The 19409-nt window shown below is 44.7% G+C and carries 17 protein-coding genes; 7 read left to right on the top strand and 10 right to left on the bottom strand.

The annotated features are described in order from the left end of the window. Window positions 1–102: 102 nt before the first annotated feature. A complete protein-coding gene (dapA, locus tag QH73_RS07470) occupies window positions 103–993 on the bottom strand; it encodes a 4-hydroxy-tetrahydrodipicolinate synthase (RefSeq protein ID WP_039715813.1) in 891 nt (296 codons plus the stop codon). Window positions 994–1080: 87 nt separating this feature from the next. Further along, on the bottom strand, window positions 1081–2121 hold the full coding sequence (locus QH73_RS07465) for an aspartate-semialdehyde dehydrogenase (protein ID WP_039715812.1): 1041 nt from the start codon (window positions 2119–2121) through the stop codon (window positions 1081–1083). Between the two features lie 645 nt (window positions 2122–2766). Here QH73_RS07465 and tig point away from each other — a divergent pair. The 4 genes from tig to QH73_RS07445 all read left to right on the top strand — a co-directional run bounded on the left by tig (window position 2767) and on the right by QH73_RS07445 (window position 7474). Further along, a complete protein-coding gene (gene tig, locus QH73_RS07460) occupies window positions 2767–4197 on the top strand; it encodes a trigger factor (RefSeq protein ID WP_039715811.1) in 1431 nt (476 codons plus the stop codon). A 255-nt stretch (window positions 4198–4452) separates the two neighbouring features. Further along, window positions 4453–5151 carry an ATP-dependent Clp endopeptidase proteolytic subunit ClpP gene (gene clpP / locus QH73_RS07455; protein WP_039715810.1) on the top strand — a complete coding sequence of 233 codons (699 nt, stop codon included), beginning with the start codon at window positions 4453–4455 and terminating at the stop codon, window positions 5149–5151. A gap of 10 nt (window positions 5152–5161) precedes the next feature. Further along, window positions 5162–6502 carry an ATP-dependent protease ATP-binding subunit ClpX gene (gene clpX / locus QH73_RS07450; protein ID WP_039715809.1) on the top strand — a complete coding sequence of 447 codons (1341 nt, stop codon included), beginning with the start codon at window positions 5162–5164 and terminating at the stop codon, window positions 6500–6502. A gap of 63 nt (window positions 6503–6565) precedes the next feature. Next, window positions 6566–7474: an alpha/beta fold hydrolase gene (locus tag QH73_RS07445; protein ID WP_039715808.1), complete on the top strand. Its 909-nt coding sequence runs from the start codon at window positions 6566–6568 to the stop codon at window positions 7472–7474. Window positions 7475–7531: 57 nt separating this feature from the next. Here the strand turns inward: QH73_RS07445 and QH73_RS07440 are convergent, their stop codons facing one another. After that, window positions 7532–8200, bottom strand: coding sequence for a nitroreductase family protein (locus QH73_RS07440; RefSeq protein ID WP_039715807.1), 669 nt, complete (start codon window positions 8198–8200; stop codon window positions 7532–7534). 226 nt (window positions 8201–8426) lie between these two features. Next, on the bottom strand, window positions 8427–9410 hold the full coding sequence (locus tag QH73_RS07435) for a GntR family transcriptional regulator (protein WP_039715806.1): 984 nt from the start codon (window positions 9408–9410) through the stop codon (window positions 8427–8429). A 171-nt stretch (window positions 9411–9581) separates the two neighbouring features. Between QH73_RS07435 and QH73_RS07430 the strand changes: the two genes are divergently transcribed. Continuing rightward, window positions 9582–10322: a dienelactone hydrolase family protein gene (locus QH73_RS07430; protein WP_039715805.1), complete on the top strand. Its 741-nt coding sequence runs from the start codon at window positions 9582–9584 to the stop codon at window positions 10320–10322. Between the two features lie 169 nt (window positions 10323–10491). Next, window positions 10492–11394 carry a S1 RNA-binding domain-containing protein gene (locus tag QH73_RS07425; protein WP_039715804.1) on the top strand — a complete coding sequence of 301 codons (903 nt, stop codon included), beginning with the start codon at window positions 10492–10494 and terminating at the stop codon, window positions 11392–11394. Between the two features lie 161 nt (window positions 11395–11555). Here QH73_RS07425 and QH73_RS07420 read toward each other — a convergent pair whose 3' ends face one another. The 4 genes from QH73_RS07420 to QH73_RS07405 form a co-directional block, all read right to left on the bottom strand. After that, on the bottom strand, window positions 11556–12659 hold the full coding sequence (locus tag QH73_RS07420; RefSeq protein WP_039715803.1) for an ABC transporter ATP-binding protein: 1104 nt from the start codon (window positions 12657–12659) through the stop codon (window positions 11556–11558). Window positions 12660–12731: 72 nt separating this feature from the next. Then, window positions 12732–13598, bottom strand: a complete 867-nt coding sequence (locus QH73_RS07415) for a carbohydrate ABC transporter permease (protein ID WP_039715802.1) — start codon at window positions 13596–13598, stop codon at window positions 12732–12734. A gap of 2 nt (window positions 13599–13600) precedes the next feature. Then, a complete protein-coding gene (locus tag QH73_RS07410) occupies window positions 13601–14527 on the bottom strand; it encodes a carbohydrate ABC transporter permease (protein ID WP_052290077.1) in 927 nt (308 codons plus the stop codon). Between the two features lie 98 nt (window positions 14528–14625). After that, window positions 14626–15942 carry an ABC transporter substrate-binding protein gene (locus QH73_RS07405; protein ID WP_052290076.1) on the bottom strand — a complete coding sequence of 439 codons (1317 nt, stop codon included), beginning with the start codon at window positions 15940–15942 and terminating at the stop codon, window positions 14626–14628. Between the two features lie 872 nt (window positions 15943–16814). On the opposite strand from QH73_RS07405, the gene QH73_RS07400 reads away from it, so the two are divergent. Then, a complete protein-coding gene (locus QH73_RS07400; RefSeq protein WP_039715801.1) occupies window positions 16815–18161 on the top strand; it encodes a GntP family permease in 1347 nt (448 codons plus the stop codon). A 36-nt stretch (window positions 18162–18197) separates the two neighbouring features. Here QH73_RS07400 and QH73_RS07395 read toward each other — a convergent pair whose 3' ends face one another. Together QH73_RS07395 and aac(6') are read right to left on the bottom strand one after the other, a co-directional pair. After that, entirely contained in the window at window positions 18198–18785 is a 588-nt protein-coding gene (locus tag QH73_RS07395; RefSeq protein ID WP_039715800.1) for a Uma2 family endonuclease, read from the bottom strand. Between the two features lie 75 nt (window positions 18786–18860). Continuing rightward, window positions 18861–19313: an aminoglycoside 6'-N-acetyltransferase gene (gene aac(6'), locus QH73_RS07390; RefSeq protein ID WP_039715799.1), complete on the bottom strand. Its 453-nt coding sequence runs from the start codon at window positions 19311–19313 to the stop codon at window positions 18861–18863. Window positions 19314–19409: the final 96 nt, after the last annotated feature.

Here is a 19409-nt window from a genome sequence, read left to right as displayed (position 1 = left end):
CGATAGATAAAAGTTGTCATTAAGGGCAATTATTTTCAATCCGGGCGATCGCGATAACGACTTGGAAGTATCTTGCACGAATTATTCAGTTGTCTGAAAGCTCTATACCTGTATCAGGTTTAACTCTGCTAGTACTGGCTTGAGTTTCTGTGCTAATCCATTTTGGTCGTCTTCTAACGGTAGACGAGTTGAACCTACATCCCAGCCTTGAAGTCTGAGGGCTGCTTTTACGGGAATGGGATTTGTTGACAGGAACAGACTTTTGAATAGAGGGAGTAGTTGAAGGTGAATTTGAGTTGCCGTTTGAACTTGTCCTGCGGCAAAGACTTGAATCATTTGTTGTAGCTGCTTACCAACTAAATGACTTGCCACGCTAATAACACCATAACCACCGATCGCCAGTAAAGGTAATGTGAGGGAATCATCACCAGAGTAGATTTTAAATTCTGGCGGTGTCATGCGACTAATTTCACTAGCTTGGTCGAGGCTACCTGTCGCTTCTTTAATTCCGACAATGTTATCTATTGCTGACAACCGAGCCACTGTTTGCGGCAAGAGATTCTGACCCGTGCGACCGGGAATATTATACAACACCATTGGCAGATCGGGACATGCTTGCGCGATCGCCTGGAAATGCTTAAACAACCCTGCTTGCGGGGGTTTATTGTAGTAGGGGACTACTTGTAAAGAACCATGTACTCCTATTTTAGCCGCTTTTTGGGTAGCTGCGATCGCTTCTTGAGTAGAATTAGAACCCGTTCCCGCAATGACTAGCGCCTTACCTGCAACAGCTTTAATGACGACTTGAAATAGTTGGTATTCCTCGTCCCAACTCAAAGTGGGAGACTCTCCCGTCGTACCACAGACAACTAGGGCATCGCTTCCTTGTGCCACTAGATGCGCCGCTAGTTGCTCTGCAACTGCATAATTTACGCTCCCGTCTGCTTGAAATGGCGTGACCATTGCGGTCACGACTCTGCCAAAATCTACCACGCTTGACTCCTAATTTTTAGCTGTTGGCATTCTTTGCCAAAGCGCTCAGCTGTAAGAACTGTAAAAATCTGCTTGCACTCAATCTGCCTACACTACTGCTACTTCGGAGGGCTGAAGTAGGTCTTTGGCTACCAATAATTCGGCAATTTGCACGGCATTCAAAGCCGCACCTTTACGGATTTGGTCGCCACACAGCCATAGTTCTAAGCCACGGGGATGGGAAATATCCTGACGAATGCGACCTACGAGTACCTCATCGCGACCGGAGGCATCGATGGGCATGGGAAAATAGTTAGCAGCGAAGTCTTCGACTACACGCACGCCGGGAGCTTGAGACAAAATTTCCCTTGCTTCGGCAACGCTTAAAGACTGCTCGAATTCTAGATTAATCGCTTCCGAATGCGCTCTGAGTACGGGAACCCGCACGCAGGTTGCCGTAATTTGCAACTGCGGTTCGGCAAAAATCTTGCGGGTTTCGTTCACCATTTTCATTTCTTCCTCACAGTACCCTCGATCGTTTAACGGGGTGTTGTGAGGGAAGAGATTAAACGCCAGCGGGTAGGGGAAGATCTCAGTTGTGGGGGTATTGCCTGCTAAAATCGCTTGAGCTTGAGCTTTGACTTCTTCCATTGCCCTAGCACCAGCACCGCTCGCTGATTGATAGGTCGCGGCAACGATCCGTTTGACCGGACTGACTTGATGGAGGGGATAAACAGCAACGTTCATCAAAATAGTGGTGCAGTTGGGATTGGCAATAATCCCTTTGTGGGTAGCTGCTGCTTGGGGATTTACTTCTGGGATGACGAGGGGAACGTCTGGGTGCATCCGAAAGGCGCTGGAATTGTCGATAAAAACAGCTCCTGCTGCTACGGCTTTGGTAGCATATGCCTTAGAAGTAGAACCACCAGCCGAAGCTAGGACAATATCTATGTTGTCGAAGGAGCGCTCGCTCGCTGGCTCTACCGGAATATTTTCTCCCGCAAATGTCATGGTTGTACCAGCGCTACGAGGCGATGCGAGTAGCCGCAATTGGGCGACAGGAAAGTGGCGTTCTTCTAGTAAACTTATTAATTCTGTTCCAACAGCTCCCGTTGCCCCCAAGATGGCAACTGAATAGGATTTGCTCAAAATTTCTGCCTCCTAATATTGCAATAAACTGAAACGAGTTTTCTTAAAAGTTTGAGGTTATACTTTAAAGTTTTAAAAAATTCAAATTAGCCTTGGCGATCGCAACCCATTAACGTTCGGGATTCAATGACGATGAACTTAAATAATTGTGTTGTTAGAACGAAAAAGATAAAAAGTCTATCTATAGATTTAAGGATTCACTATTGTGCCTCTTGTCTGCCGTTTTCTATCTCCCTACTTAAGTAATTTTAACAATTCAGTTAACCTTCGGCTTTCGCCGATCGCTGGCGGCTTGGAGTGGATGGTCGCAAAAAGTTCCAATGATTTTAACAATTATCATCACATATAAGCTGGCATCTTATCAGAAAATTGAGGAGAATGCATTCAGTTCATAACAGGTGTTCCAGCAGTATAGTCTATAGATGACTAGTTACGTCTAGCAACTAGACCTCAAAGCAGTTATTTGTCCGAGCAAGTCGAGAGCCAAGCAAACAGAAAAGCTAAAACGCTTTAAATCGTCCTCACTCAAGGCAAGCAATGTCGGTCACAGCCGCTAATTTATGGCATTAGGCGATCGGAGTAGAACTAGTGCTAGTGTGGTACTTCAGCAGGTAAAAAACAATCAGTTACATATCCTCTATCAAAATGAAAGTCACCCAGGAAAAGCTTCCCGCCAGTCAAATTGGTCTGGAAATAGAAATTCCCGCCGACAAGTCTCAACAGAGTTACGAGCAGGTAATTCAAAACTTCACCCGCGCCGCCAATATTCCTGGGTTCCGTAAAGGTAAAGTGCCGCGCCAAATCTTGTTGCAACGGCTAGGGACAACGCGGATCAAGGCAGCAGCATTAGAAGAGTTAATTCAAAGTGGCATTACGGAAGCCATTAAGCAAGCAGAAATAGAAGCGATCGGTCAACCTCAGTTGCGTTCCTCTTTTGAGGATTTGATTGGTGCGTTCGAGCCAGGAAAACCCCTGACTTTCTCTGCGGCGGTGGACGTACTGCCGGAAATTGAGTTGAAGCAGTACAGCGGCTTACAAGTTAAGGCAGAGGAAGTTAAATATGACCCAGAAAGGGTAGAAAAAGTTTTAGAAGAAAATCGCCAGGAACGAGCTACCTTAATTCCTGTAGAAGGACGGGCGGCGCAAATGGGAGATGTGGTCATTATAGACTTCAAGGGCTATCTCGTACCGGAAGCAGAAGGCGAAGAACCACAGGAGATCGAAGGAGCCTCAGCCACGGATTTTGAAACAGAGCTATCACCAGGAAGATTTATTGAAGGCTTTGTAGATGGCATTGTTGGTATGAGTCCAGGGGAAACAAAGGAAATATCGGCGCAGTTTCCCGAAGGATATCCTCAGCAAGAAATAGCAGGCAAGCCAGCAAAGTTTACGGTAACGGTGAAGGAGTTAAAAGAGAAAGAGTTGCCAGAGCTGAATGACGATTTTGCTCAAGAAATTAGTGAATTTGAGACTTTAGCAGAATTGCGCTCGACGCTAGAAACTCGTTTTCGCGAAGAAGCAGAAAAGAAAACTAAGACAAATAAGCAACAGGCATTGTTGGACGATCTGATCGAGCATCTAGAAGCCGATTTACCGGAGACGATGATCGAGCAAGAAGTCGATTCGTTATTGACGCAAACGGCGATGCAGCTCCAAAGACAAGGAATTGATGTCAAGAAACTGTTTACTAAAGATACAGTGCCGCAGCTAAGACAGAGATCGCGTCCAGAAGCGATCGATCGATTGAAGCGATCGCTAGCTCTACAGGAAGTCGCGAAAAAAGAATCGATTGAAGTCGAGCCAGCTGCCGTGGAAGCACGGGTCAAAGAGCTAATGGCTGAATACTCCGGTCAAGATATCGATCGAGACAGACTCAAAGAAGTCGTCCAAGAAGAACTGCTAACGGATAAGATTTTTGCTTGGTTAGAAGAACATTCTGCGATCGAACTCGTACCAGAAGGCTCTTTACAGGACGATGAAGAAGATGAAATTGATGATGCGGAAATTATAGAAGAATCGACCCAGCCAGAAGCATCAGAAGCAACTATAACAGTAGAAGCAACTGAAGCTGAGTGATTGGCGAGTCGGGAAGCGGGTGGAGGCGGAGGTATCCTCCGCATCGGAGCCGCGTAGTCGAGAGTGGGATGTAAGAAAATTTTGACTTTTGACTTTTGATTTTTAACTTTTCCCTTACCCCTTACCCCTTACTCCTAACCCCTAGTTCATGAGGCATAATAGTCAACAGATAGCAAAGCCACTGGTGAAAAGTGCGATCGCCTTCAGCGCCAGTTAAATGCACTGCATCTGGCTCTACTTCTGGAACAATTATCTATGCTTGTATCTCAGTCCTCATACTATCCACTCATTAGCAGCCACAAACATCTAGAGCTAAACTCTATGATGGGTCCTAGCAATATCGTGCCAATGGTGGTGGAGCAATCAGGCATGGGAGAACGTGCCTTTGATATTTACTCTAGATTGCTCAGAGAGCGGATTGTTTTTTTGGGCACTCCAGTCGATGATGCTGTTGCTGATTCGATCGTGGCTCAGTTGTTATTCTTAGAAGCTGAAGACCCAGAAAAAGATATCCATCTTTACATTAATTCTCCAGGCGGCTCGGTCACGGCTGGTATGGCGATTTATGACACAATGCAGCAGATTCGCTCTGATGTTGCTACTATTTGTTTTGGATTAGCAGCTAGTATGGGAGCGTTTTTGCTCGCAGCCGGAGCAGCCGGAAAACGGATGTCTCTACCCAGCGCGCGAATCATGATCCATCAACCCCTCGGTGGCGCTCAAGGACAAGCAGTTGACATTGAGATCCAAGCCAAAGAGATTCTCTACCACAAGCGGCGATTAAATGAAATCCTCGCTTACCACACGGGTAAACCCTTGGAGAGAATCGAAGCCGATACGGAACGCGACTTTTTCATGTCGGCAGCAGAGGCAAAAGATTACGGGTTGATCGACCAAACGATCTCTAAGCAAAATCTCCCCAAAGCGGGCGAAGCAGTCACATCAGTGAAGTAAGAGGCTTCTTATGTCTAAGTACGACTCCCATTTAAAGTGTTCATTTTGCGGCAAATCGCAAGAGCAGGTACGGAAATTGATTGCCGGACCGGGAGTCTACATCTGCGATGAATGTGTAGATTTGTGCAATGAAATTCTGGATGAGGAGTTATTAGAATCAACTACTGCTGCACCTCAACAGCCTCGTCCAGAACCACCACCAAAACGGCGCAGTCGAACTGGGGGGATCTCGCTCAACCAAATTCCCAAACCCCGCGAGATTAAAGCACATCTCGACGAACACGTTATCGGTCAAGATGAGGCGAAAAAAGTTTTATCGGTAGCAGTTTACAACCACTACAAACGCCTGAGCTTAGTGCAATCGAAAAATAATAGTGGCAAAGCTGGTGCAGAAGATATCGTAGAGTTACAAAAATCTAATATTTTGTTAATAGGTCCGACCGGTTGCGGCAAAACTCTACTGGCGCAAACTTTAGCGCAAATTCTTGACGTACCGTTTGCGGTTGCCGATGCCACGACGCTGACAGAGGCGGGTTACGTTGGCGAGGATGTAGAAAACATCTTGCTCAGATTATTGCAAGTTGCCGATTTAGATGTAGAAGAAGCTCAAAGAGGCATTATCTACATTGATGAGATTGATAAAATTGCCCGCAAGAGTGAAAACCCCTCAATTACCAGGGACGTTTCGGGAGAGGGCGTACAACAAGCGCTGCTAAAAATGCTGGAAGGCACGGTGGCGAACGTTCCACCCCAAGGGGGACGAAAACACCCATATCAAGACTGCATCCAAATCGATACTAGCAACATCCTATTTATTTGCGGTGGGGCTTTTGTCGGGTTAGAAAAAGTCGTAGAGCAGAGAATTGGCAAAAAGTCAATAGGTTTCATTCAGCCAGGAGAAGGGCTATCGCGAGAAAAGCGGACGGCAGATATTCTCGTCCACTTAGAGCCAGACGATTTGGTGAAATTTGGCATGATTCCCGAATTTATCGGGCGCGTGCCAATGGTAGCTGTGGTTGAACCATTGGATGAAGAAGCGTTAGTGGCAATTCTGACTCAGCCTAAGAGCGCGTTAGTCAAGCAGTATCAAAAACTGCTGAAGATGGATAACGTTCAACTAGAGTTCAAACCCGAAGCTCTGCGGGCGATCGCCCAAGAAGCCTATCGTCGCAAGACTGGGGCGCGGGCGCTGCGAGGAATCGTCGAAGAACTCATGTTGGAGTTGATGTACGAGTTGCCATCGCGGAAAGATTTAACTCGTTGTGCGGTGACGCGGGAAATGGTAGAGAAACGCTCTACTGCCGAACTGTTACTGCATCCGTCTTCTATGCCTAAGCCGGAATCGGCTTGAGGTTGACAGTTGACAGTTGACGGTTAACTGTCAACACTATGGTTTTCACGCTTCAGTTTGAAAATGCCTTATATTTCAGTCCGTGGCGTTGAGCATTATTACGAGTGGATTCGGACACCGGAGGCGGGACAAAATAAGCCTGTAATGGTGTTCGTGCATGGCTGGGCGGGTTCAGCTCGTTATTGGCGCAGTACGGCACAAGCGCTGTCGGAACAGTTCGATTGCTTGTTATATGACATGCGGGGATTTGGGCGATCGCGCGGGAAACCTGCCCTATCTGCTGCTAACGTCGATCTCGCTGAGGCAGAGTCACCGCAAGCACAAGCCGAGGCGATCGCTGAGTTAAGCTACGAGCTAGAAGAGTACGCTGAAGATCTTGCAGGATTGCTGGATCGGTTGGAATTACACCGGGTATACCTTAACGCTCATTCGATGGGAGCGTCGGTAGCAACATTTTTTCTCAATCGCTATCCAGCACGGGTAGAAAAAGCGATTCTTACCTGTAGCGGCATCTTTGAGTATGACGAGAAGGCTTTTGCTGCCTTTCATAAATTTGGCGGTTACGTTGTCAAGTTTCGCCCCCAGTGGTTGAAGAAAATACCATTTGCCGATCGCATGTTTATGGCGCGGTTTCTCCGTCGTTCTATTCCTGCTGCCGAACGTCTGGCTTTTCTGGAAGATTTTTTAATAGCAGATTACGCAGCGGCTTTGGGAACGATTTTTACTTCTGTCAGCAAGACAGCAGCCGAAGTGATGCCGCAGGAGTTTACTCGTCTGAAAGTGCCGACGTTATTAATTTCTGGGGAGTATGACAAGATTATTCCGGCGGCGATGGGCAAGCAGGCAGCCGCATTGAGCGATCGCGTGGAGTTTGTGACGATCCCCAATACGGCTCACTTTCCCATGCTGGAAGATCCTCAGAGTTATCTTCAGCGAGTACGGGAGTTTTTGGCGCTTCCGGTGTCTGTATGAAGCAGGTAGGAGGCAAAATTACCGAGGGTAGGGGCGCACAGCTGTGCGCCCCTACGTCTATCCTAAAAAAGGATCCCCGTAGGTTTCGCTGAAGCAAACGCGATCGGTTTTGAAGCGTCCGCCGTATTGTTTGAAAGGTTCGGCAGCGTAGCCGAGGGCGACTAAACAGCAAACATCGACATGGGGTGGAATATTGAAGGCTTCCTTGACTCGTGCTGTAGAAAAACCTTCCATCGGGCAACTATCAACACCAAAGCTTTTAGCAACTAACATCAGATGGGCGACAGCTAGCATGGTGTGGCGGTTTGTCCAAGCTTCCATCGACTCGAAACTGGGGCGATTTTCAAAGAAAGACGGAATTTGCGATCGCATATAGTTAGCAAAGTCATCGTTCATCGCCCCCACTTCAGCACCCAATGCGATGACAGCTTCAATATTTTCCATTTCAGCACTGGTGCGATCGCCACAGCAAATTAATACAACTGGGGCTTCTCCTACTTGGCGCTGGTTAGAGGCACAGGCTTTGAGTTTGTCGCGATTGTGTTGTTCTCGCACGATAATGAACCGCCAAGGCTGGAGATTAAAGCCGGAAGGAGCGCGTAATCCTATCTGAAAAATTGCTTCTAATATTGCTTCGGGAATTGGATTGGAACGAAACGCTCTAGCCGCACGGCGCTGCTCGATCGCTTCTTTCAAACCAGTAGAAGGATGAATGTCTACAGTCATTTTCTTTGCTAAATGTTGAGTATTAATCTAATATTTTAAGTGTAAATGATTTAAGTTTAAACAGTTATCAGTTATCAGTTATCAGTTATCAGTTATCAGTTATCAGCTATCAGGGAACGAGGAACGGGGAACAATGACCATTAACCGTCAACCGTCTTCACGTAGCTTGCTTCCCCGAAGGGGTAGTGTAGCGAGCGCTTTTACCGTCAACCATTTACTCTTCTTCCTAATCAATTCCCAGTTCTCGCTTGAGAGAATCAATTGAGTCAGTGGCAATATAATTTTCGCAACAAACGAGTTGGGGCGGACGAATAATATTTTCTCTCGCAGCTTGAACGGCGGCTCTAACAGCAGCATAACTGGCGCGATCGCTAATAATTAAGTGGGCGCTTTTGACAATGCCATTAAGCTTATAACTGTCTCCTGTTTGGGCTGTTCGTACTAGTAATTCGCTTCCCCGCAGGCTGTAAATAATCACTTCCGCACCTCTTAACAAACCAGAGCTGAGGCTGACGATTCCTACACAGTTACCCTTTGGTAATTTTTTCAAAGTTTGAATTTCTTGACTGTAATCGTAGACATCTATAGGAATGACGCGCACTCCTTTCGGTGAGGCGATCGCTTCTGCAACACCAATAAAATAGCGACTCGTCACTACCGTACCGGAAGGTGTTTGTTCTAGAATTGCTGCTAATTCCTCAATCGGAACCAACTGAACGGTTACACCCAATGCTCTTTGCAATTCATCCATCATCAGCTTACCCGCACCGATGTCGTCAGATGGAACCGTCACCAAGACTTGAGCGCTACTACGCAATCGCCAATCAATTTCAGCGATAAATACTTCCCGTGCTTCGTTGAGCGAACAGCCTAACTTGAGTAATTCCTCTAAACTGCGTCGGACAATCTTTTCTGCTGCGGGATATTTTTCTATCACGGGGGAAGACGAGCGGGGGCTGCTATCATGAGCTTGAGCGCGGACGTAGATACCCGAACCTGCCAAACTTTCGACTAAACCATCTTCCTCCAGCTGACGATAAACTTTACTAATAGTGTTGCGATGCAAACCAGTCTGGATTGCTAAAGCTCTCGTACTGGGTAAACGCTGTCCAGGTGGAAACTGTCTAGAGGCGATCGCGTAAAGAATTTGATTGTAAAGTTGAGTTGAAGCAGGAATATCGCTATCGGGCTGGATGTGAAATTGAACCATTTTTTTAGGGAGTAGGGAGTAGGGTAAGAAGAAAGCTGAGGGAGCAGTTTTCAACCGTCAACGGTCTTCACGGAGTGTAGCGAGCGCGTTTACCGTCAACTAACAACCAATGACAAATGACAAATGACCACTCACTACTCACTTTCTACTGATAACTGAATCTATACCATCATGACAGATAAAGAAATTCAGACAAATCATGTCAAAATTTCGGCTGACGGTTTGGATATTGATGCATACCTAGCAGCACCAACAGTAGATGGGACGTATCCTGGAATTGTGGTGTTACAAGAAGTATTTGGAGTTAATTCACACATACGAGATGTGACAGAAAGAATTGCCAAGCTAGGATATGTGGCGATCGCTCCTGCGTTATTTCAACGCCTCGCACCAGGTTTTGAGACTGGCTATTCTCCAGAAGAATTAGAAGTGGGGAGAAAATATGCTTGGGAGCAAACCAAAGCGTCAGAACTGTTAAGCGATATTCAAGCCGCGATCGATTACTTGAAAGCTTTACCCCAAGTCAAAGCAGAGGCGATCGGTTGCATTGGCTTTTGTTTTGGCGGTCACGTCGCTTATCTAGCTGCAACTTTACCAGATATTAAAGCGACTGCGGCTTTTTATGGGGCTGGCATTCCTACCCGTACTCCTGGTGGTGGTTCTCCTACCCTAACTCGTACAGCCGAGATTTCCGGCACAATTTATGCTTTTTTTGGCTTGGAGGACGGGAGTATTCCTACCGACCATATAAACCAAATTGAAGCCGAACTCACTAAACATCGCATCTCTTATAAGATCTTTCGCTATCATGGAGCAGGTCACGGCTTCTTCTGCGATCGCCGCGCAAGCTATAATCCAGAAGCTACAGCTGATGCCTGGGAGCAAGTGAAACACCTGTTTGAAACTTTGTGAGGAAGCAGGAGGCAGAAGTTAAATTTTGATTCTTCCTTTGTCTCGCTTGTCCCCCCACTCCCGCTCCCTATTTCTGTACGGGCAGGTTTATTCGCCCAATTCTGGGTTATTTCACGGATATCCTGTCAAAACCCGCCCCTACGACTCTCGACTCCCTTTTTGTATTCCTATGAAATCTGATTCGACCCCATCTGTATCTAGCTCATCGTTCTCGATGGAGGATTTTGCTAAAGCACTGGAACAACATGACTATCAGTTCCAGAAAGGGCAAACAGTACGTGGTAAAGTTTTTCAATACGACAGCAACGGCGCTTATGTCGATATTGGTGGTAAGTCCGCTGCTTTTCTCCCAGCAGATCAAGCTTCCCTGCAACAAGTTACGGATTTGTCTACCGTACTGCCTTTACAAGAGGAACTAGAGTTTCTAATTATCCGCGACCAAGATGCAGATGGACAGGTCACTTTATCGCGCCGTCAGTTAGAAATTCAGCACATTTGGGAGCGCATCGAGCAGATGCAAGAGAATCGCCAGACAGTGCAGGTACGAGTGACAGGAGCAAATAAGGGCGGCGTGACAGTAGACGTGCTGGGTTTGAGGGGTTTTATTCCGCGATCGCATTTAGTTGAAAAAGAAAACATGGAATCGCTCAAGGGTCAAACCCTGACAGCTAGTTTTCTGGAAGTCGATTACGACAATAAAAAACTCGTCCTTTCCAATCGCTTAGCGACTCGCGCTAGCAGCTTCAGCCAATTGGAAATCGGTCAACTCGCTACAGGTAAAATTTCCAGCATTCAGGCTTTTGGCGTATTTGTCGATCTCAATGGAGTCAGCGGTCTACTCCACATCAAGCAAGTCAGCCAAAATTACACTGCTTCTCTACCCGCCCTGTTTAAAATTGGGCAGGAAATCAAAGCAGTAATTATCGATTTGGATGAGGGTAGAGGCAGAATTTCTCTTTCCACAAAAGTTTTAGAAAACTATCCAGGGGAAATCCAAGAGAAAATGGACGAAGTGATGACAAACGCTGAAGCGCGGGCAAATAAGGCGAGAAAGTTAGTCAGCGAGGAGTAGTCATATTCCATTTTGGGCGAATAGAATTCGCAGCTACACAGGCAAAACCCGCCTGCGCGGGTTTGAAAGACATAACTTGTAGTTAGTCCGCGTTCGCGAAGCGTTCCCGAAGGGTAGGCGGACTTCGTTTGTATAGTCGCGAATTCTATTCGCCCGATACTCTAACTCCTGACCCCAGCCATCTGTCGCCCAATTAAAGCATCTCCAGATTGAACGTCGAACCAGTGTAGGTGTTGGGGTGGTAGGGTAAGGGCAATTTCTTCCTCTTCGTTCCAACGACGGTCTGTGGGTAGCAACGCCCGCACGATCTGCGTTGGGGCGCTGTGACTTTCGACCCGCGTATTGACCAAATAGTTCATTCCCAAGTTTTCTACAACATTGACTCGCCCTCGGACAAAACTAGTGTCGCCTGGTTGGGCAATGCCAACGTTTTCAGGACGAATACCCAAAATGATTTCTGGTGGTACGGTGGGTAAATCAGGTAGGGGAATTTGGAACTCGCCCAACATTGCCGATCTACCTTTACAGGGTAGGGTAAGCAAATTCATCTGCGGACTGCCAACAAATCCTGCGACAAATCGATTTGCCGGATGATTGTAAATGCGATCGGGCGAGTCGAGTTGTTGTAAGTAGCCGTCATTGAGCAAAGCAACCTTAGTAGAAAGCGTCATTGCTTCAGTTTGGTCGTGGGTGACGTAGACTACAGGGGCTTTTTGGGCTGCAAATATGCGCTTGAGATCGGCGCGGACTCGTTCCCGCAATAAAGCATCAAGGTTACTTAGGGGTTCGTCTAACAAGAATACCTGAGCTTGACGTACCAGCGCCCGACCGACAGCTACCCGTTGTCTTTGTCCGCCAGATAGCTGTCCTGGTTTGCGGTTCATTAACTCATCCAGCCCCAATAGTCTGCTAACTTCCGCTACCCGTTGTTCGATGTCGGCGCGAGAAACTTTTTTCAGCTTCAGTCCAGAAGCGAGGTTTTCGCTTACCGTCATGTGCGGGTAGAGAGCATAGCTTTGAAACACCATCGCCATATTGCGATCGCCTGGTCGTTTGGAGGTGATATCTTCCCCACCCAAATAGATGCGTCCGCGAGTTGGTGCATCTAACCCCGCAATCATCCGCAATACTGTAGACTTACCACAGCCACTAGGACCGAGTAACGTCAAAAATTCTCCATCATCCACAGTCAAACTCACATCTTTAACTGGGACAACTTTAGGAGCATAAGTTTTATTTAAATTTCTGAGTTCGAGTTTAGCCATTTTTAAAAGTAAGTAATGAGTAGTGGCGAGTGTTTAATTTTGACTTTTGACTTTTGACTTTTGACTTTTGAATCACCCCTTAACAGCACCAGCAGTCAGACCTTGAACGATCTTGCGCTGGAAGAAGAGGACGAGGAGAATTAAAGGTAGAGTACCTAAAATGGTTGCAGCGGCGATGGGTCCGTAAGGAATTTCAAATACCGAAGCCCCACTCAATTGAGCGGTTGCTACGGGTATGGTTTTCATTGATTCTCGCGAAATAAATGTTAGGGCAAAGATGAACTCATTCCAAGCAGCAATAAAAGTCAGAATTCCTGTCGTCACTAAAGCCGGAAGAGTCATGGGTAATAGAATCTTCCACAATAATTGAAATGTGTTGTATCCATCAACTCGCGCTGAATCTTCCAAATCTTTAGGTAGTTGTTGGAAAAAACTGCGCATTACCAAAATTGTTAGAGGTAAATTAATCGCCGTGTATGGAATTATGAGCGCTAAAAAGTTGTTAGCTAAATTAGTGACTTGAACGATTTCCAACAGTCCTAGAAATAGTAATACCGTGGGAAATAAGGTAACGATTAGGACGATCGCGAGAATAACTTCCTTACCCACTAATCGCAACCGTGCCAAAACATAAGCTGCTGGTGCGCCAAAAGCTAGACACAGTAGGGTAGATGTAATAGAAACAAAGGCACTATTTAAAATGTAAAGTCCAAATGGACGACGGGTAAATAGGGATGCGTAATGCTCCAAGGTGAAGCGAGTGGGAAAGTAAACTGTAGGAACGGCTGAGATGTCTTCGTTGACCTTTACGGAAGTTAATACCTGCCACAGCACGGGGGCGAGGAAGAATATAACAACTAAAGCTACGGCAATTGGTAGCCAAATGGCTCGCCAATTTATCCCTGCTTTGACTTGCGATCGCGATTGTGCAATTGCCATAATTAACGTACTCCTGCGGCATTAGCCCGCGCTCTAGTTAAGAGGAAGGATGCGATCGCTACAGCAATGACTAAAATCAAAAATGTCACGACAATCAACGCCGAACCGTAGCCGAAATCTAAATAACGCATCACCGTACTGTAGATATAAATCGAAACCGTTTCCGTTGCCCCCCCAGGACCACCGCCAGTCATAACTTGAATTAAGTCGAAGATAGCGAAAGCTTGAGCAAAACGGAACAACAAAGAAACAATTATTTGCGGCATTAACAAAGGGACGGTAATCTTCCAAAAACTCTGCCACGGAGTTGCACCATCTAAAGAATGCGCTTCGTACAAGTCGCCAGGAATTGACTGCAACCCCGCCAGCAACAGCAATGCAATAAATGGTGTTGTCTTCCACACGTCGGCTAAAATCACCGCAATCATTGCCAGTGTCGGATTTCCCAGCCAACTAATCCCCGTTTCAATGAATCCCAAGCGGCGTAATATATCGTTAACTACACCATACTGGTCGTTAAAAATCCACGCCCACGCAACCCCCATGACTGCTGTTGGCAAAGCCCAAGGAATTAAGGTAATTGTCCGCACAATTCCCCGTCCTTTAAAGGCTTGGTTGAGTACCAAAGCGACACCAATACCTAAAATTAATTCTGACAACACGGAAGCAGTTGTAAACACGGTGGTGTTCCACAAACTTTGCCAGAATCGCCCGTCGTTAAACATCCGCCCGTAATTACTCAAGCCGGAAAACACCAGTTCTAATTCAGTTCCCAGGTTTTGAGTAAAGACGCTCAGCCAAAACGCTCGTAAAATGGGATAAGCATACACTACCAACATGACAATTAATGCTGGTAAGAGTAAGATCCATCCAGTTTTCTGTTCTCTTTTTTGTACGACATCGAGTTTCATAGTTTTGTCATTGGTCATTGGTCATTTGTCATACTCTTCGGGAAGGGCTTCGCCCTACGTCATTTGTCATTAGTACTTATTATTTTTGACTTTTGACTTTTAACTTTTGACTTTTTCTAGGCTTGATTTCGACCTAATAAAGTGCGGGTTTCTTTAGCAGCCGCTTCCATTGCTTGTTCGGGACTCATACGGTTGGAAAGGGCAGCACTCAGGTAACGTTGCAAAATATCGGATGCTTGCGCGTATTGGGGAATTGCCGGACGCAGAACTGCTTTTTGAGCAATTTGCAGCAACTCTGGAAAGTAGGGATATTTTGCCACAACATCTGGGTCGGTAAATAACTCCTTCCGGCTGGGTACGTATCCCGCCCCTAAGATAAATCGCTTTTGCGCTTCCCGACTCATAAAGTATTGCAGGGCTTTCCAAGCTTCTTCTTTATGGGTTGAGTTACTCGAAATACCAAAACCCCAGCCTCCTAAACAAGCACCGCTTGTTTCTCCAGGGGCGTGAACCATTGGTTTAATAGCTACTCGATTTCTGAGTTGAGAACCTTCTTCATTTGCTAAAGGTAAGACATAGGGCCAGTTTCTTAAAAAGGCAACTTGACCGCTTTGAAATAGGCGGCGAGTGTCCTCTTCAATGTATGTTGTGACCCCTGGTGGAGAAATACCTTTTTCAATCGTACTGCGGAGAAACTGGACTGCTTGAATTGCCTCTGGTTTGTCTAGCCCAACTTCCTGTGTATCTGAATTTACCCAAAATCCGCCATAACCTTCAAGAACTTCAACGAACATTGCTGACAGTCCTTCATATTGTCGTCCTTGCCAGACATAACCCCAATCGACCTTATCTTGTTTTTGTAAAGTTTGGGATGCTTGAATTAAATCTTGGAAGGTTTCTGGTGGTTTTAATCCTGCTGCTTTGAGTAAATCTTCACGATAGTAGAGTATGCCAACATCTGCACGGATTGGGATGCGATATAATCCCTCCCTGTATCTTCCTGCTTCTATATCTTGAACGGTAAATGCTTTTAATTCCTCTGGATTTACCCGATTTTGTAAGTCTAACAACCATCCAGCCGCAGCAAATTTTGGTGTCCAAACAATATCTAAGAGGACTAAATCGTAAGGAGATTCTCCTAATAGAAAAGCTGAAGAGTAAAGGTCTTCAATTAAATTAGCCGCGTTCGGTCCTTCAATGACGTTGATGCGAATCCCTGGATTTTCTTTCTCAAAGTCTTGGAACATTCCTGCCCGCAAATCTTTGACATCGGGTGCAAGAATTAAGGTATTCAAGACAACTGGTTGCTGTGCCATCACTATCCATGCTGTCAGGATAATACTTAGGGACAGCACGAATAGCAGCACCCATCGATACCACTTTTTCAGTTTTTGATGGAGAGTGTGCAGTTTATTTTTTGACTGACGATCCATTGTGATGTTAAGAATACGATTGAGGTGAATTGAAATTTTATTAAATTGAAAATCGATCGGTTGGTTAACTAAAATCGCGATCGCCGATCGCGCCCCATTTTAGATCGAGTATATTCAAGCACTCAATCCAGTAGAAATTTTGCTATTGGTATATAAGTAGCTCAACAACGATGTTGTTGTACTAACCCAATATGAAATGATTCTACCAGTTTATTCTTGCTTAGATTGATTTAGAGTTTAATCTCAATCTAACTTGCAAGTGTTTAGTTAAAATTACTTATGGTATTAGCGGTAATGATGCCACAATTTATAAATTAATCTAATTGTAATTAAGACTACAACTCTCTTAAGATATAGGGAGGCGATCGCGACAAACTATCTCAGGGAATATATTTTTTGCTTAGCTAGAGTGCTACGATACCGCTAATTTAAATTTATTTTTCACTTCAACCCCATTTAGAGTTAAATTCTGTAAAGTACATATAAATTTAGCTGATAAACACTCGTTAGACGAGCGCTTCTCGTAAAATTGCTTGGATTAAATATTAATTTTTATGTATATTTATACCTTAAAAATATTTTAAGGAATATTACTAATAATTTGACAAACGTATCGTTCATGTTGATTTATATATTAATTTTATTAAATAAATTAAAAAGTATTAATTTTGTTTGACTAAAAACACTTATTAGTATGCTGCAATGTAGCTAAAATTGCTAAGCCAAGAATAAATCTCAAGATAGAAGTAAAACAACTTTTAACCTCAGAAAATAGACGGCATTAGATTTTCTAATTGGTAATTGGTCAACTGATAGCTAGTCAAAAGTTACAAGTCAAAAGTCAAAATTAACTGGTCACTGGTCACTGAATTATGTCTCCTGGTGGATTAATTTTTGTGGCGATGCTAGGTGTCGCCCTCCTCTTATTTCTCGTCATTGGCGTGCGCTTGCAGGCATTTGTTGCCCTGTTATTGACGAGCCTGTTTGTTGCCATAGCAGCGGGTATACCGTTAGATAAAATAGCCGAAACGATCCAGCAGGGAATGGGCAGTACCCTCGGCTTTATCGCGATCGTGGTAGGCTTAGGGACGATGTTTGGTGAAATGCTGCGGGTATCTGGCGGCGCGGAAGTGCTAGCAGCTACGTTAGTAAAAAAATTCGGTCAAGATAAAGCTCAATGGGCTTTGAGTTTAACAGGTTTAATCGTAGCGATTCCTGTTTTTTTTGATGTTGGGCTAATTATTCTCATCCCCTTAGTGTACGGTTTAGCAAAACGCACGGGGAAGTCATTGTTATATTACGCCATTCCCCTGACGGCTGGATTGGCGATCGGTCATAGTTACATTCCCCCGACTCCTGGTCCAGTTGCAGTCGCCTCGTTAATTAATGCAGACTTAGGTTGGGTAATTTTATTTGGTGCGATCGCGGGGATTCCTGCTACGATTTTCGGTGGTGTATTTTTCGGTAAGTATATAGCAGGGAAAATTCACGCTACAGTTCCAGAATACATGGAAATTGAAGCACCAAAGCACGAACTCGGTAAAGAACCACCCCGCTTTAGTACGGTAGTTTCTATCATTGCCATTCCCTTAGTCTTAATTCTGCTCAATACTGTTTCTACAGTCATTTTGCCAGAAGGAAACTTTTTGCGTAACTTCCTTACCTTTTTAGGACATCCATTTACAGCTTTGATGATTGCTGCCCTACTTTCCTTTTATATTTTAGGAATTAAACGCGGATATTCTCTTGATGAAGTGCAACAAATTGCCACCAAATCGTTAGAACCAGTAGGATTAATTATTTTAGTCACGGGTGCTGGAGGTGTATTTGGTAGAGTTTTAGTTGCTAGTGGTGTTGGGGATGTTTTAGCTAGGGCAATGGCAGCCTCAAATTTACCAATAATTCTGCTAGCTTTTCTGATTGCAACCGCCGTGCGAGTCTCCCAAGGTTCAGCTACAGTATCGATGGTGACAGCAGCAGGAATCATGGCTCCAGCAATTGAAGCAGGAAAATATTCGCCGCCTATGGTAGGATTGATAACAATTGCGATCGCCTCTGGTGCAACCGTACTTTCCCACGTCAATGATTCCGGTTTTTGGTTGGTTAGTCGCTATTTAGGATTATCAGAAAAAGAAACTTTGCGGGCGTGGACGGTAATGGAAACAATCGTTGGTTGCGTGGGATTTTTAGTTGTGTTTATTATCAGTTTTTTTGTGTAGAAAAACTTAGAAAATTGTATATTATTTGCTAGAATTTTATGAATTAGAAGCTATAAACTCAATATTCTCGTAAAGATCTGAAATTTGAATTTGAAAATCTAAAACTTTAAAAGATAGCGTCACATTAGGATCGTTGTATTCTGAGAGTAGCCATTGATTAGCAGCAGTTTTAACGTAATGTTCTACATGAATGCTGTACTGGTCTATGAGTAAATATTCTTGAAAATTATTAATAGTACGGTAAGCAACAAATTTTTCACCACGGTCGTAGTCTCGCGTCGATTTAGATAAGACTTCGGCAATAAAACATGGATTAACTAATGTATCTGTGCGCCCCTCTTTAAATTGGAGAGGCTTTTCGACTACCATGACATCAGGGTATGTATATAAGTTGCGATCGCCAATCCAAAGCCGTTGGTCGGTAATAAAGACACGATAAGGCTTGCTTCTGAGAGCTAGTTTGAGAGCAACTACAAGGTTGCTAGCAATGTCATTGTGGTCAGGTGTACCTCCAGTCATAGGAAAGATTGCTCCATTACGGTATTCGTTGCGGGTTTCGGATGCAACTTCTAGTTCGAGATACTCTTCAGGCGTGTAGGTTCTTTGTTTGAGTGCTTGTGTCATGACGTAATTTCACCATCCTTGAGATAAACAAAATAGCAGTAAAAGAATAGCGATCGCGCACTTACAATAGTACTATCAGTCAGAAGATGTTACTTGTTTGATAAAAGTGACAACTCTTTCTACTTCTTGAAACCCTACTTTTATATGAAAATCATAACTTGCCGTATTTTCTAATAAAGCATCTGAAGCAAGCTCCACACATCCGCATTCAATTGCCCATTGTTGAGCATATTGAATTAGTTTTGTACCCACACCTTGTTTTCGATATTCATCTTCTACATAAATCCCTTCTACATAAGCAACAGGACTCTGAGTCGCACCTGGAACATAGTCGTAGCGCAGCGAAAGATTCATAAATCCAATTGCTTTGTCATTATCATCTTTGACTAAAAATCCTGCTTCGTGAGGAGAGTGGAGAATAATTGTCAGACTTCTTTGCATTTCTTCAATTGATTCATCTGACCAAAGTTTTAACGCTAAATCCAGCCACTCATTAAAATCATCCTGAGTAACTTTGACAATTTTCACACTTTGCGTTTTACCTCTTGAATTTTTCTGTTCCTGCTATTGTAATTGTCTCACAGCTATCAGATGCAATTTAGACAACGATCGCGACTCAGAAGC

The sequence above is a fragment of the Scytonema millei VB511283 genome (assembly GCF_000817735.3).
Classification (GTDB): Bacteria; Cyanobacteriota; Cyanobacteriia; order Cyanobacteriales; family Chroococcidiopsidaceae; genus Chroococcidiopsis; species Chroococcidiopsis millei_B.
Note: the sequence above shows the minus strand (reverse complement) of the source record. Positions and strands in the feature narration are given on the sequence as shown.